Genomic DNA, 14115 nt, shown 5'->3' with positions numbered 1-14115 from the left:
TGCCGAGCAACTCGTGGTCGGAGGACCCATGCCCCAACGCGTCATCCCGGACGTGCGCAAGTCAGTCGTGGTGCGGGCCAGCCCGCTGCAATGCTTCGAGGCGTTCACCCAGCGGCCAGCCGACTGGTGGCCGCCCTCGCATGTGCTGCTGCGCACGCCCAGGATCGGTCTGGCCATCGAGCCGGGCGTCGGCGGCCGGTACTACGAGTGGGACGCCGAGGGCAATCAGATCGCCTGGGGCGTGGTGCTGGAGTGGAACCCGCCGCACGGGCTGCGGATGACCTGGCGGGTGGACGGCCGCTGGCAGTCCATCCCGGACGACGAGCGGGCCAGCGAGATCGAGGTGAGCTTCACCCCGGCCGGACCCGGCCAGACCAGGGTGGAGCTGGCGCACGTCCGGCTGGACAAGCACGGCCCGGACGCCGAGCGGATCTTCCAGGCCCTGGACGGCCCCAGCCCCGGCGAGACCCTGCAGCGCTTCGCCGAGGTGGTCTGATGTCCACCCAGCCGATGCTGCGGCAGATCGCCGACGGTGTGCACGCCTACGAGCAGCTGCCCGGCGGCTGGTGCCTCAACAACGCCGGGCTGATCGCCTCCAAAGGCCACGCGGTGCTCATCGACACCGCGGCCACCCAGGCCAGGGCCCGGCGCCTGCGCGCGCAGACCGAACTGATCGTGCCGGGCGGGCCGGACCTGCTGGTCAACACGCACTTCCACGGCGACCACGTCTTCGGCAACACCGAGTTCACCCCGAAGGCCACGGTGATCGCGCACGAGCAGACCCGCGCGGACAGCGCGGAGGCCGGGCTGGCGCTGTGCGGGCTGTGGCCGGGGGTGGAGTGGGGTGAGCTGGAGCTGACCCTGCCCGATGTGACCTTCCAGGACCGATTGCGGCTGCACGTGGGCGAGCTGACCGTGGAGCTGGAGCTGGTCGGCCCCGCGCACACCGCCGGCGACGTGATCGCCTGGGTGCCGCAGCGCCGGGTGCTCTTCGCCGGCGACGTGGTGTGGTCGGGGGTGACCCCGTACGTGCTGATGGGCTCGATCGAGGGCTCGCTGCGCGCGCTGGACCGGATGCGCGCGCTGGACCCGGCGGTGGTCGTCTCCGGGCACGGCCCGGTGGCCGGACCCGAGGTCCTGGACGCCACCGAGGCGTACCTGCGCTGGGTGCGTGAACTGGCCCAGGACGGGCTGCGCACCGGGCAGTCCGCGCTGGAGGTGGCCAGGGCCGCCGACCTCGGCCCGTTCGCCGCGCTGGTCGACCCGGAGCGCCTGGTGGGCAACCTGCACCGCGCCTACGCCGAGCTGGACGGCCTCGCGCCGGGCGCACGGCTGGACGTGGGCGCCTCGTTCCGGGAGATGGCCGAGTTCCACGGCGGCCTGCCGCACTGCGCCGCCTGAATCCCTTGGAGGACAACGACATGAGCAACCAGAAGATCGCCTTCGTCACCGGTGTCAGCAGCGGGATCGGCCTGGCCGTGGCGAAGAACCTCATCGCGCAGGGCATCGCCGTCTTCGGCTGTGCGCGCGATGCCGAGCGGGTGGCCACCGTGATGAAGGAGCTGCGGGACCAAGGTGGCACCGCGGAAGGCACCTCCTGTGATGTCACCTCGCCCGAGGACATCCAGGCCGCGGTGGCCGCCGCGGTGGCCCGGTTCGGCCGGATCGACATCCTGGTCAACAACGCCGGCCGCGGTGGCGGCGGCGAGATCGCCACCATGGACGAGGCGATCTGGCATGACGTGTTCAACACCAATGTGAACAGTGTGTTCCGGCTGACCAGGGAGGTGCTCAACGCCGGCGGCATGGCCAAGTCCGGCTGGGGCCGGATCGTCAACATCGCCTCCACCGCGGGCAAGCAGGGCGTGATGCTGGCCGCGCCCTACACCGCCTCCAAGCACGCGGTCATCGGGTTCACCAAGTCGGTCGGCTTCGAGCTGGCCAAGTCCGGGATCACCGTCAACGCGGTGTGCCCCGGCTATGTGGAGACCCCGATGGCGGTCCGGGTCCGGCAGGGCTTCGCCCAGTACTGGGGCACCACCGAGGAGGAGGTGCTGGCCAAGTTCAACGCCAAGATCCCGCTCGGCCGCTACTCCACCCCGGAGGAGGTCGCGGGCCTGGTCGGCTACCTGACCACGGACGCGGCCGCCGCGATCACCGCCCAGGCGCTCAACGTGTGCGGCGGATTAGGGAACTACTAACGCACGAAAATTCCCTATTGACGGTTGCCTGCTTTACCACCTGCGTTATAAAAATGAGATAGTGTACTTGTGGCGGGTATCAGAAAATCGATCACCTTGTCAAGACACGTTTGCACGGAAAATTCCGCGCTGGGGATTTGAGTCAGGTTCGAGTGGGCTGCTCGACCATCTCGCGATCACCCTCTAGGCTGATCGGCAGGCCGTGTACTGGGCGGTCTGGGGGCAAGGCATGGTTAACTGGTCGCTGAATACAGCGGCAGATCCCGCCTACAACGACGTAGCATCGTGGATTCCTGGGGTAAGCAACCTCATCAGCTGAATCCGTATCTCTGGGGGCTTTTGTAATGCAGGTACGTCTTCTAGGAGAGTTAGAGGCAACATTGAATGGGCGGTCGGTGGCACCCACCGCCGCCAAGCCACGACAGGTCCTGGTGCTGCTCGCGCTGCACGCGGGGAAGATCGTTTCGGTCCCGACGCTGATCGAGGAGCTCTGGGGTGATCGCCCCCCGCTCAGCGTCCGGACCACACTTCAGACCTACATCCTGCAGCTGCGCAGGCTGATCGAGTCCGCGATGCCGCCGGAGGCCAGCGGCACCGCCAAGGACGTGCTGCTCACCCGCTTCGACGGCTACGTGCTCAACATCGACCCGGACGACGTCGACGTCCGCGCGTACGAGGCCCTCATCCAGGTGGGCAACCGGGCGGTGGAGGAACGGGACTTCGAGGCGGCGTCCCGTTTTCTCGGCATGGCACTGGCCAAGTGGCACGGGCAGGCCCTGGTCGACGTCCGGATCGGGATGCCGCTGAGCATCGAGGTGGCCCGGCTGGAGGAGAGCAGGCTCAACGCGCTGGAGGCGCGGATCGGGGCGGACATCGGACTCGGCAGGCACCAGGCGGTGCTCAGCGAGCTGACTGTGCTGACCGCCCGGCATCCCATGCACGAGAACCTCTGCGCGCACTACATGGTCTCGCTGTACCGGTCGGGTCGGCAGTGGCAGGCCCTGCAGGCGTTCAAGACCCTGCGCAACACGCTGAACAAGGAGCTGGGGGTCGAGCCCTCGGTGCGGCTGCGCAACCTCCAGCAGGCCGTGCTGCGCTCCGAACTGGATCTCGACCAGCCCGAGCCGGTGGCTGCCGCCCGCCGGGTCGGACTCGGTTAGGCGCCAGGACGGTGCTGACCACCACAGCGTTGACCAACAGGGAAAGGAACGGGGCATGGCGGAGGTAGACGCCGAACGCTACGTCGAGGTGCTGAGGTTCTACGCCCGGCAGATGGCCCTGCTGGACCGGCTGGACCTGGACGGCTATCTGGGCACCTTCACCGAGGACGGGGTGACCCACCACGTCCACCACGGCAAGAAGCTCGAGGGCAGGGCGGAGATGCGGGCCTTCGCCGAGGCGGCGCTGCCGCGGTACCGGGAGAACGTGCCCCGGCACTGGAACGACCACTACGAGATCGAGCAGGACGCCGACGGGGATCTCACCGTCGGCTACTGCTCACTGGTCACCCTGACGGACAAGGAGGGCAAGGTGCGCTTCGAGTCGACCTTCGCGGTCACCGACGAACTGGTGCGCAGGGACGGGAGGTTGCTGGTGCGCTCGCGGACCCTCGTGCGCGACCGGCCGGCCGCGGCCTGATTCCGAGCCACGGTGTGTTGGCCGTTGTCGTACATGGTGTTGGCCGAACTGGTACGCCGGTTCGGCCAACACACCGTCCAGAACGGCCAACACACCGTACGACAACGGCCAACACGGTGGCTTGCTCAGGACGGGCAGGGGGCCGGGATCACCGACTGGCGGTTGAGGTGGGCGGAGATGGGGACGGTGTCCTGCTTGTTGCCCTTCGCGTCGTAGAACGTCGCGCTGCCGTTGGCGGCGAAGCCGGTCAGGCCCTGGTAGTTGGCGGCCATGGCGAAGGTCAGCGAACCGGTGGTGGCCCCGCTGCTGTCGAAGAATCGCTCGATCCCGTTGAGGTCAAAGGAAGTCAGTCCGGTGAGCCGCCAGCGGCCCTTGCCCTCCACCCCGTCTTCCGGCTTGGTGAGGTAGCACAGCGTGCCGTTGAGGTGGAAGGAGAGTTTGGCATCGACCTGCATCGAGGGAAAGGTGATCTTGCCGGTCCACACGCCGACCGGCGGCCCGATCACGTTCCGCGCCGAGCCGGGCGCGTTGCCCTGCGCTGCGGCGGAAACCGTTGCGGGAACAAGCATGGTGGCGGCGACCGCCACCGCGGTGGCGATCGTGCGCAGCGTCTTTCTCATCGTCCGTCATCCTTTTCCGGCCCTGGGCGGGCCTGTTCGGTGGGACAAGCAACCGGCACCTGTCAGCGACCCGGCCCGTGCCTGTGCCACCGTCCCCCCGGATGCGGTGCTGCCACGGTGTCGGCGCGGGCTAGGGGAGGGCTGGATTCGCCCTTGACCGCGAGCCGGCCGCGGCCTGAGAACTCAGGCCGCGGCCGGGGTGCGGGGCTACGAGCAGTTCACCGGAACCAGCGAAATCCGCTTGAAGCGGGACGTGGTGGGGATGGTGCCCAGGTTGTTGCCCTGCGCGTCGAACAGCGTCGCCGTGCCGCCGGCGACGAAGCCGGTCAGCCCCTGGTAGTCGGCGTTCATGTCGAAGGTCAGCGAGCCGGTGGTCGCGCCCGAGCCGTCGAAGTAGCGCTCCTTGCCGTTGAAGTTGAAGGAGTTCGGGTCGGTCAGCCGCCAGCGGCCCGCACCCTCGATGCCACCGCCCGGGTCGGGCGGCGGCGCGATTAAGCACAGGGTTCCGTTGAGACGGAAGGAGAGTTTGATATCGACCGCACCATCCGGGAAGCTGATCTTGCCGTCCCACACGCCGATCGGCGGTCCGATCACGTCCCGGGCCGAGCCGGGCGCGTTGTCCTCGGCTGCGGCGGAAACCGTTGCGGGGACAAGCATCGCGGAGGCGACGATGGCCGTTGCCGCGGCCATCGTGCGCAGTGTCCGTCTGAACATCCGTCATCCATTTCCGGCCCGTTCCGGGCCTGTCCAACAAGACAAGTGACCAGCACCCGGCAGCGCGACGGTCCGTACCTGTGCCAACGGCTCCCGGGTGCGGTGCTGCCACGCTGGCGACGCGCGCTATGGGAGGACTGGATTCCCCCTTGACCGCAAGGGATCCGGCTGCATTCGACCGGAGGTCCAGCGAGTGGACCGACACTGGGCTCGCCTCGACGACGAGCCCAGCCGTGACAGCACGAACCACCGACCGGTGGTCTGCCTACGCGATCACACGTTTCGCAAGGTGATGGAGGAGTGATGACGGACGCGATCGTCGCCGAGGGCTTGAGAAGGCGCTTCGGCTCGACCGTCGCACTGGACGGGATCGACCTGGCCGTCCAGGAAGGCACGGTGATGGGTTTGCTGGGGCCCAACGGTTCCGGCAAGACCACGATGGTGCGGGTGTTGTCCACCCTGCTCCGTCCCGACTCCGGCCGGGCCACGGTGGCCGGGCTGGACGTGGTGGCCGACGCGGTCAAGGTGCGCCGCCGGATCGGGTTGTCCGGCCAGTACGCCGCGGTGGACGAGGACCTCACCGCCAGGGAGAACCTCCAGATGATCGGCCGCCTGTACCACCTCGGTGGTCCGGCGGCCAGGCGGCGGGCCGACGAGCTGGTGGAGCGGTTCAACCTGAGCAAGGCGGCCGACCGGCAGGTCAAGGGCTACTCCGGCGGGATGCGCCGCCGGGTCGACCTGGCCTGCGCGGTGGTGGCCAAGCCCGAGGTGCTGTTCCTGGACGAGCCGACCACCGGTCTGGACGTGCAGAACCGGATGGCGCTCTGGGAGGTGATCGCCGAGCTGGTCCGGGAGGGCACCACGTTGTTGCTGACCACCCAGTACCTGGAGGAGGCCGACCAGCTGGCCGACCTGATCACCTTGGTGCACCACGGAAAGGTGATCGAGCAGGGCACGCCGGCCGCGCTCAAGGCCAAGGTCGGCGGCGAGCGGCTGGAACTGGCCGTGGCCAGCGCGGCCGACCTGCCCGCCGCGCGGCAGGCGCTGGCGGGCCTGGCCCAGGGCGAGATCACCGTGGACGAGCAGGCCAGCCACGTGATCGTGCCGGTGAGCAGCGGCTCGGAGGCGCTGATCGCCAGCATCCGGTTGCTGGACAACGCGCACGTGGCCCTGGTCGGCGCGAACGTGCGCAGGCCCACCCTGGACGAGGCGTTCCTCGCCCTGACCGGGGAGAGCGGGACCGAGGAGTACGAGTCCGGCAAGTCCAGCACTGGCGACGAGGTCGGCGGCAAGGTGAAGGAGCAGGTCCAGTGAACGTGGTCACCAGCGCGATCAGCGATGGCCTCACGCTGAGCAAGCGCAGCTTCCTCAAGAGCCTGCGCAACCCGGACATCGTGGTGTTCTCCAGTGCGGCGCCGATCGCCTTCGCCCTGCTGTTCGGGTTCGTCTTCGGCAGCGCGATCGACATGAAGGGGGCGAACTACCGGGAGTTCATGATCGTCGGCATCCTGGCCCAGACCATGTTGATGACCGCCTCCAACACCGGGGCCGGCATCGCCTACGACATGAAACAGGGCCTGGTGGACCGGTTCCGCTCGCTGCCCATCTCGCAGGCGGCGGTGCTGGTCGGCCGGACCAACGGCGACGCGATCAACAACGTGATCGTGATGATCCTGATGTCCATCACCGGCCTGCTGATGGGCTGGCGGATCCGCGGTTCCTTCCTGGACGCGGTGCTGGGCTACCTGCTGCTGTTCCTGTTCGCCTACGCGGCGTCCTGGATCACCGCGGCGATCGGCCTGACCATCAAATCGCCCGAGGTGCTGGGCAACATCATGCTGATGGTGCTGCTGCCGCTGACCTTCATCTCCAACTCCTTCGTGCCCAGCGAGGTCCTGCCGCCCGCACTGCGGGTGGTCGCGGACTGGAACCCGGTCTCGGCCGTGGTCGAGGCATGTCGGCAGCTCTTCGGCAACATCCCGCCCGGCCGGGTGGCGCCCGAAGTGCTGCCGCTGCAGTACCCGATCGCCGCCTCCCTGCTCTGGGTGGCGCTGATTCTGGCGATCTTCGTCCCGCTGGCCATCCGCCGGTACACGAAGGCCGTCAGCAAGTAGCTGGTGGACCGCTGGGCGCGGTGCGGCCGTGGCTCCCGGTCCCTGATGCACAAGGAGAAACTGTGCGATTCCTGTTCATCACCGGGGGCGGCTCGGCTCCCGTCCACGCCGGCATCCCGCTGGCGTGGACGGCCCGCACCGCGGGGCACGAAGTGATCGTCGCCTGCCCCGAGGAGAACCGCGACCTCATCGCCCACGTCGGCCTGCCCGCCTACGCGGTGACCCCGGTGGGCATCGCGGACGCGATGCTCAAGGACCGGGCGGGCGATCCGCTGCCCATCCCGGAGGACTTCACCGCCCAGCTGGACTTCATCGGCCGCGGCTTCGGCAGGCTTTCCGCGGCGGCCCACCAGGAAACCCTGGCCCTGGCCAAGACCTGGAAGCCGGATGTCATCATCGGCGGCGAGTACAACCACCACGCCCAGCTGGTGGCGCACCAGCTCGGCCTGCCGCTGGTGAGCCACACCTACGCCCTCTACGACCGGGCCGAGGCCGACTGGCAGGGCGCCACCGACGAGCTGGCGCCGGAGCTGTCCGCGCTGAGCCTGTCCGCGCTGCCGGAGGCCGAGCTGTTCGTGGACATCACCCCGCCCAGCCTGCGCCCGGACGACGCGGTGCCCGCGCGGCTGATGCGCTGGACGCCGGGCAACCAGCAGGTCGGGCTGGAGCGGTGGATGTGCGCCAAGGGGGACAAGCCGCGGGTGGTGATCACCTCTGGTTCGCGCAGCAAGTTCGTGCCCGCGCTGGGCGCGGACTTCTTCCGTCCGCTGCTGGCCAACCCCGCGCTCAGCGACGGTTCGGTCGAGGTGGTCATCGCGACCACCGAGCCGGTGGCCCAGCAGCTGCGCGCGGAGTTCCCGGACATCAAGGCGGGCTGGGTGCCGCTGGACGTGGTCGCGCCGACCGCGGACCTGGTGGTGCACCACGGCGGCGGGGTCACCGTGATGACCCTGCTCAACGCCGGGGTGCCGCAGGTGGTGCTGCCGGAGATCCCCACCTCGGCGGTGTCGGTGCGCCGGGTCGACGAACGCGGCGCCGCGATCACCCTGGACGGCAACAACCCGCCGGTGGCCGAGGTGGCCGGGGCCATCACCAAGATCCTGGGCGACTCCGGTTACCGGGCCAGCGCGCAGGAGATCTCCCGGGAGATCGCCGGGCTGACCCCGTCGGCCGAGATCGTCAAGGAGATCGAGCAGCTCGTCTGAGAAAACCCGCTCCCCACAACGGAAAGGGCCACCCGGCGACCGGGCGGCCCTTTCCGCTGGGCGCGTTCACAGCGCGAGCAGCACCTCACGCACCGCCGAGATCACCTTGTCCTGCAGGTCCTCCGGCAGCGCCGGGTACATCGGCAGCGAGAAGATCTGCTCGGCCAGCCGCTCGGTCACCGGCAGCGAACCCTTGGCGTAGCCCAGGTGTGCGAAGCCGGACATGGTGTGCACCGGCCACGGGTAGCTGATGTTCAACGAGATGTCGTACTGCTTGAGCGCCTCGATGATCCGGTCCCGCTCCGGGTGCCGGACCACGTAGACGTAGTAGACGTGCTCGTTGCCCGGATTCGTGCCAGGTAGCACCAGACCGCGCTCGGCCAGCTCGCCAAGGCCCTCCTCGTACCGCCGGGCCACCGCGCGCCTGCCCGCGATGTACTCGTCCAGCCTGCCCAGCTTGCGGCGCAGGATCTCCGCCTGGATCTCGTCCAGCCTGGCGTTGTGCGCCGGCGTCTGCACCACGTAGTAGGTCTTCTCCATGCCGTAGTAGCGCAGCCGCCGCATCCGCTCGTCGATGGCGCGATCCGCGGTGAGCACCGCGCCGCCGTCGCCGTAGGCGCCGAGCACCTTGGTGGGGTAGAAGGAGAACGCGGCCGCATCGCCCATCGTGCCGGCCAGCTCGCCGTGGTGGCTGGCGCCGTGTGCCTGCGCGCAGTCCTCCAGGATGGCCAGGCCGTGCTTGGCCGCGAGTTCCCGCAGCGGCGCCATGTCCACGCACTGGCCGTACAGGTGCACCGGCAGCAAAGCCTTGGTGCGCGGGGTGATCGCCGCGGCCACCTGGTCGGTGTCCATCAGGTAGTCCTGCTCGCGGATGTCCACGAACACCGGGGTGGCCCCGGTCCCGACGATGGCCACCACGGTCGGCGCGGCGGTGTTGGACACGGTGATCACCTCATCGCCCGCGCCGACGCCGAGCGCTTCCAGGCCGAGCTTGACCGCGTTGGTGCCGTTGTCCACCCCGGTGCAGAGGGACCGGCCGTGATAGGCGGCGAATTCCTGCTCGAAGCCACTGACGCTGGGCCCGAGGACCAGCTTGCCGGAGCGGAACACCGTTTCCACCGCGTCGAGCAGGTCCGCCCGCTCGGCCTCGTATTCGGGCAGGTAGTCCCACACGTAGGTAGTCATGTCAGACCGCACTCCATTTCGCGTTTGTCTTGCCCTGTCGCTGGACGAACTCGTGCCAGAACGCCTCCACCGCCTCGGTCAGCGAGCGGTGCGGCCGCCAGCCGAGCAACCGCTCGGCCGGTTCGATGTCCACCTGGGACCATTCCTCGGTGGAGTGCCGGATCGCCGATCCCGGCCGCTCCACGATCACCGCGGGCAGCCCGCTACAGGTGATCAACATTTCCACCAGGGTGCGCACCGGGAAGCTCTGGCCGCGCCCGATGTCCACCAGCCGGCCGGACACCGGGGACAGCGCCGCGGCGGCGACCGCGTCGGCGACATCGCGCACGTCCACGTAATCCCGGTGCGCCAGCAACGGATCCAGCTCGATCACCGCCCGCTGGCCCTGTGCGCCCAGCAGCAGGCGGGCCACCCGGCCGAGCAGGCTGACCTCCGGGCTGCCGGGGCCGGCCAGGTTGGCGATGCGCAGCACCATGCCGGCCAGCCGGCCGGTGCGGGTCTGGCTCAGCACCGCCTGGGTGGTGGCCAGTTTGGCCATGCCGTAGGCGCCGGTCGGCCGGGCAACGGTGCCCGCGCCGACCGTGGTGCCCGCTTGCACCTGGCCGTACTCCAGCACCGAACCGAGTTGCACCAGCCGGGGCCGCTCGGCCAGCAGCGCCAGCGCGTCCAGCAACCGGAAGGTCGGCGGCGCCACCGCCGCCCACATCTGCTCCTCGGTGCGGCCCCAGCTGCTGCCCGCCGCGTTGACGATCACCCTCGGACCGATCACCTCCAGTTCCCGCGCCAGCTCCTCGGCCGGCGACTGGCCGAGGTCGAGGGCCAGAAATCGGCCTGGTGGCTCGTAATCGGGCGGTTTCCGGGCCACGACGACGACGTCGAAGCCTCGGCGGCGCAACTCCGCGCACACGTGCCGTCCGGCGAATCCCGTACCGCCCAGGACCACCGCGCTGCCGTTAGCGGACATGGCGTCCTTCCTCCGCTGCGAATGGGCACTTCGGCCGCATCGTGGACGGGGGCGGTCACGGCTGACTCAAGTCCCGCCCGACGCCAAGCCGGGCTCCGACGTGGTTCGAGCGGAACCGGAGAAGGTCGCACGGCCAGGAGCGCGCCCGTCCGGTGCGTGCCCGCCCGTACCTGAGAGGTGCCCAGTGGCCAAGCTGCTGCATATCGACTCGTCCAGCTCCGTGCATTCGGTCTCGCGCAAGCTGGCCGCGGAATTCCGTGCGGTGTGGGAGAAGGAGCACCCGGAGGGCACGGTGACCTACCGGGATCTCGCCGCCGATCCGGTGCCGCACCCCGACCACGACGCGGTGCTCACCCTGATGTCGCCGCCGCAGACCGAGCGCCAGCAGGCCGCGGCCGCGCTGCACGAGGAGCTGGTGGCCGAGCTGCTGGCCGCGGACGCGGTGCTGATCAGCGCGCCGATGTACAACTGGACCATCCCGTCCACGCTGAAGGCGTGGCTGGACCAGTCGCTGGTGCTGGGTCGCACGCTGCCCTTCGACCCGAGCCACCAGCCGCTCGGCGGTCGCCCGGCCACCGTGCTGCTGGCCTACGGCGGCGGCTACGGGGAGGGCTCGCCGGATGCCGACATGGACCACTGCGCGCCGTACCTGCGCACCGTGCTGGGCAAGGTGCTGGGCTATGAGCTGGAGCTGATCACCGTCGAGCACACGCTGGCCGCCTTCACCGCGAAGGACCCGGCCGAGCAGGCCAAGGGCTTCGCCTCGCTGCGGTCGGCCGAGGCCGCGGTGGCCGAGCGCGCCCAGCGGGTCGCCGAGAGCCTGGTGCAGGCCTGACCGGACGCCATTCCGGGTCCGGATTTTCCGTTGTTTCCCATGGTTTCCAAATAACTGGAGAAGGGTAATCCATGACCATTTTCGTGTCCGGCGCCACCGGCAACGTCGGTCGTCCGCTTGTCGAGGAGTTGCTGGCGGCTGGACACCAGGTTCGCGCGCTCACCCGCAATCCGGCGAAGGCGAATCTGCCTGCGGGTGTCGAGGTGGTGGCAGGCAACCTGGACAACACCGACAGCCTGGCCGGGGTGTTCACCGGCGTCACCGCCGCGCACCTGATCAGCTTCGGCGACAACTACGTGCCGCTGTTCAACGGCGAGGAGATCATGGCGCTGGTCAAGCAGGCCGGCGTGCGCAAGGTGACCGTGCTCCGGGGCGATGTGGAGCCCAGCGCGCTGGACGCGGCGGTCGCGGCGGCCGACCTGGACCACACCTACCTGGGGCCGGTGGAGTTCATGTCCAACACCCTGGAATGGGCCGAGTCGATCAGCAAGGACGGCCTCGTCCGCGAGGGCTTCTCCGGTGTCAAGAGCGCCGTGGTGCACGACGCGGACATCGCCTCGGTGGCCGCGGCCGTGCTGACCAGCGACGGCCACACCGGCAAGGAGTACTGGCTGACCGGCCCGGCGGCGCTCACCCCGCCGGAGAAGGTGCGGATCATCGCCGAGGTGCTCGGCCGGGAGATCGGCTACGTCGACCTGACCGAGGCCGAGGTCATCGAGCAGTGGCGCGCGCAGGGCTACTCCGCCGAGGACATCGGGTTCTTCCTGGGTATGCGGCAGAACCCGCCGGAGCTGGGCGCCACCGTGCAGCCCACGGTCGAGCAGGTCACCGGCCAGCCGGGGCGGACCTTCGCCCAGTGGGTGCGGGAGAACGCGGCGGCCTTCGGCGGCTGAGCGCGGCGGGGCCAGGGCCCCGGTGTCCCGATGGCTGACCGCCACCGGGCGCCGGGGCTCTTTTTCATTGCCAGGGCACGGCATCGATTTGACGGGCATTTCTACGGCAATTTTTTGTCATACGTTTGACGTGCGGGATTCGAGTGCGAATACAGGCGGTGTTGAGTCCGGGAATTGAACATATGAGCCGCGCAACACGATGTGGCTTGCGGGCTGCGTGTCTTTCCCTGCGACCAGAGCCATCTGGAGGCCGCTTTGACCACTTACTCCCGGACCGCCCTACCGATCGGGACCGCACTGACCGATGAGCCCGCCGAGCTGATCGCGCGGTCCGTGCTGGCCCGTTCCGGCCGCATCGCCGAACTGGAGCACTTCCACCGCTGGATGGCCGATGAGAAGCGGCGCTCGCACATGGACGTCCGCGCCGTGCCACTGCAGAGCCTGAGCGGCTGGCGGGTCGACGGGCAGACCGGCAACATCGGCCACGACTCCGGGAAGTTCTTCTCCATCGAGGGCCTGGACGTCGTGGTGCCCGGCGGCCCGGTGACCTGGTGGCAGCAGCCGATCATCAACCAGCCCGAGGTGGGCATCCTCGGCATCCTGGTCACCCGCTTCGCCGGCGTGCTGCACTGCCTGATGCAGGCCAAGATCGAGCCCGGCAACTGCAACGGCCTGCAGCTCTCGCCGACCGTGCAGGCCACCCGCAGCAACTACACCAGGGTGCACCAGGGCTCGGCCGTGCCCTACCTGGAGTACTTCCGGGACACCGAAGGGCACCGGGTGCTCGCCGACGTCCGGCAGTCCGAGCAGGGTTCCTGGTTCCACCGCAAGCGCAACCGCAACATGGTGGTGGAGGTGACCGAGGAGGTGGAGCTGCTGGAAGGGTTCTGCTGGCTCACCCTCGGCCAGCTGCACCAGCTGCTCGCGGTGGACGACCTGGTGAACATGGACGCGCGCACCGTGTTGTCCTGCATGCCTTTCGCCGGGCGCGACCTGCTGCCGCTGTTCGAGGACGTGCGCACCGAGTTCACCGCGGCGCTCATCCGCTCCTACTCGGTGGAGTCCGCCACCCGGCACAGCATGGCCGAGGTGCTCAGCTGGATCACCGAGGTGCGCAGTCAGCAGCTCTGCCAGGTCGAGCTGATCCCGCTGCGCGAGGTCAGCGACTGGCGGCAGGAGGACGGCCGGATCCGGCACGACAGCGGGCTGTTCTTCAACGTGATCGGGGTCAGCGTCACCGCGGCCGGCCGTGAGGTTCGGGCGTGGAGCCAGCCCATGATCGAGCCCTGCGACGAGGGCGTGGTGGCCTTCCTGGCCAAGCGGATCGACGGGGTGCTGCACCTGCTGGCACAGGCCAAGACCGAGCCGGGCTACGTGGACGTGATCGAGCTGGCGCCGACCGTGCAGTGCTCGGTGTCCAACTACGACGCGCTGCCGCCGCAGGCCCGGCCGCCGTTCCTGGACACCGTGCTGGCCGCGGACTACCAGCAGATCCGCTTCGACGCGGTGCACTCGGAGGAGGGCGGCCGGTTCTTCCACGCCCGCAACCGGTACCTGGTGGTGGAGGTGGCCGAGGACTTCGAGCCCGAGCACCCCGGCTACCGCTGGCTGACCCTGGCCCAGCTGGTGGACCTGTTGCGGCACAGCAACTACATCAACATGCAGGCGCGCAGCCTGATCGCCTGCCTGCACGGGCTGTCCGGCTGAGTTCGATCCGGGTTCGAGGGCGCGACCGCAGACTTCTCC

Annotated in this window: 15 protein-coding genes; 11 read left to right on the top strand and 4 right to left on the bottom strand. The window is 69.2% G+C overall.

Features of this window, described 5'->3' with window-relative positions; all coding sequences use genetic code 11:
- The first annotated feature begins 28 nt into the window (after positions 1-28).
- The 5 genes from MZC64_RS26165 to MZC64_RS26145 all read left to right on the top strand — a co-directional run bounded on the left by MZC64_RS26165 (position 29) and on the right by MZC64_RS26145 (position 3839).
- Positions 29-496, top strand: coding sequence for an SRPBCC domain-containing protein (locus MZC64_RS26165; RefSeq protein WP_247758979.1), 468 nt, complete (start codon positions 29-31; stop codon positions 494-496).
- A complete protein-coding gene (locus MZC64_RS26160) occupies positions 496-1401 on the top strand; it encodes an MBL fold metallo-hydrolase (RefSeq protein ID WP_247758980.1) in 906 nt (301 codons plus the stop codon). The genes MZC64_RS26165 and MZC64_RS26160 overlap by 1 nt, the downstream gene beginning before the upstream one ends.
- Before the next feature lie 20 nt (positions 1402-1421).
- A complete protein-coding gene (locus tag MZC64_RS26155) occupies positions 1422-2201 on the top strand; it encodes an SDR family NAD(P)-dependent oxidoreductase (protein ID WP_247758981.1) in 780 nt (259 codons plus the stop codon).
- Between the two features lie 395 nt (positions 2202-2596).
- Positions 2597-3361 (top strand): AfsR/SARP family transcriptional regulator, encoded by a 765-nt coding sequence (locus MZC64_RS26150; protein WP_247758982.1) that lies wholly within the window; start codon positions 2597-2599, stop codon positions 3359-3361.
- 55 nt (positions 3362-3416) lie between these two features.
- On the top strand, positions 3417-3839 hold the full coding sequence (locus MZC64_RS26145) for a nuclear transport factor 2 family protein (protein ID WP_247758983.1): 423 nt from the start codon (positions 3417-3419) through the stop codon (positions 3837-3839).
- Between the two features lie 125 nt (positions 3840-3964).
- Here MZC64_RS26145 and MZC64_RS26140 read toward each other — a convergent pair whose 3' ends face one another.
- On the bottom strand, positions 3965-4459 hold the full coding sequence (locus MZC64_RS26140) for a hypothetical protein (protein ID WP_247758984.1): 495 nt from the start codon (positions 4457-4459) through the stop codon (positions 3965-3967).
- A gap of 207 nt (positions 4460-4666) precedes the next feature.
- Positions 4667-5173 (bottom strand): hypothetical protein, encoded by a 507-nt coding sequence (locus tag MZC64_RS26135; RefSeq protein WP_247758985.1) that lies wholly within the window; start codon positions 5171-5173, stop codon positions 4667-4669.
- Between the two features lie 303 nt (positions 5174-5476).
- Between MZC64_RS26135 and MZC64_RS26130 the strand changes: the two genes are divergently transcribed.
- From MZC64_RS26130 to MZC64_RS26120, 3 genes are all read left to right on the top strand, one after another.
- Positions 5477-6487: an ATP-binding cassette domain-containing protein gene (locus MZC64_RS26130; RefSeq protein ID WP_247758986.1), complete on the top strand. Its 1011-nt coding sequence runs from the start codon at positions 5477-5479 to the stop codon at positions 6485-6487.
- On the top strand, positions 6484-7287 hold the full coding sequence (locus tag MZC64_RS26125; RefSeq protein WP_247758987.1) for an ABC transporter permease: 804 nt from the start codon (positions 6484-6486) through the stop codon (positions 7285-7287). Before MZC64_RS26130 ends, MZC64_RS26125 begins: the two co-directional genes overlap by 4 nt.
- Positions 7288-7349: 62 nt before the next feature.
- The gene (locus MZC64_RS26120) at positions 7350-8492 is read left to right on the top strand and encodes a glycosyltransferase (RefSeq protein ID WP_247758988.1); all 1143 of its coding nucleotides are present in this window, start codon (positions 7350-7352) and stop codon (positions 8490-8492) included.
- A 66-nt stretch (positions 8493-8558) separates the two neighbouring features.
- Here the strand turns inward: MZC64_RS26120 and MZC64_RS26115 are convergent, their stop codons facing one another.
- Positions 8559-9677, bottom strand: coding sequence for a DegT/DnrJ/EryC1/StrS aminotransferase family protein (locus MZC64_RS26115; protein WP_247758989.1), 1119 nt, complete (start codon positions 9675-9677; stop codon positions 8559-8561).
- A gap of 1 nt (position 9678) precedes the next feature.
- Positions 9679-10641, bottom strand: a complete 963-nt coding sequence (locus tag MZC64_RS26110) for an NAD(P)-dependent oxidoreductase (protein WP_247758990.1) — start codon at positions 10639-10641, stop codon at positions 9679-9681.
- A gap of 184 nt (positions 10642-10825) precedes the next feature.
- Between MZC64_RS26110 and MZC64_RS26105 the strand changes: the two genes are divergently transcribed.
- From MZC64_RS26105 to MZC64_RS26095, 3 genes are all read left to right on the top strand, one after another.
- On the top strand, positions 10826-11476 hold the full coding sequence (locus tag MZC64_RS26105) for an NAD(P)H-dependent oxidoreductase (protein WP_247758991.1): 651 nt from the start codon (positions 10826-10828) through the stop codon (positions 11474-11476).
- A 71-nt stretch (positions 11477-11547) separates the two neighbouring features.
- Positions 11548-12369 (top strand): NAD(P)H-binding protein, encoded by an 822-nt coding sequence (locus MZC64_RS26100; protein ID WP_247758992.1) that lies wholly within the window; start codon positions 11548-11550, stop codon positions 12367-12369.
- Between the two features lie 255 nt (positions 12370-12624).
- Positions 12625-14076, top strand: coding sequence for an NDP-hexose 2,3-dehydratase family protein (locus MZC64_RS26095; RefSeq protein WP_247758993.1), 1452 nt, complete (start codon positions 12625-12627; stop codon positions 14074-14076).
- Positions 14077-14115: the final 39 nt, after the last annotated feature.

Origin of the sequence: Crossiella sp. S99.2, assembly GCF_023094165.1 — a bacterium.
Lineage (GTDB): Bacteria > Actinomycetota > Actinomycetes > Mycobacteriales > Pseudonocardiaceae > Crossiella.
This window is presented reverse-complemented; position numbering and strand designations above follow the sequence as displayed.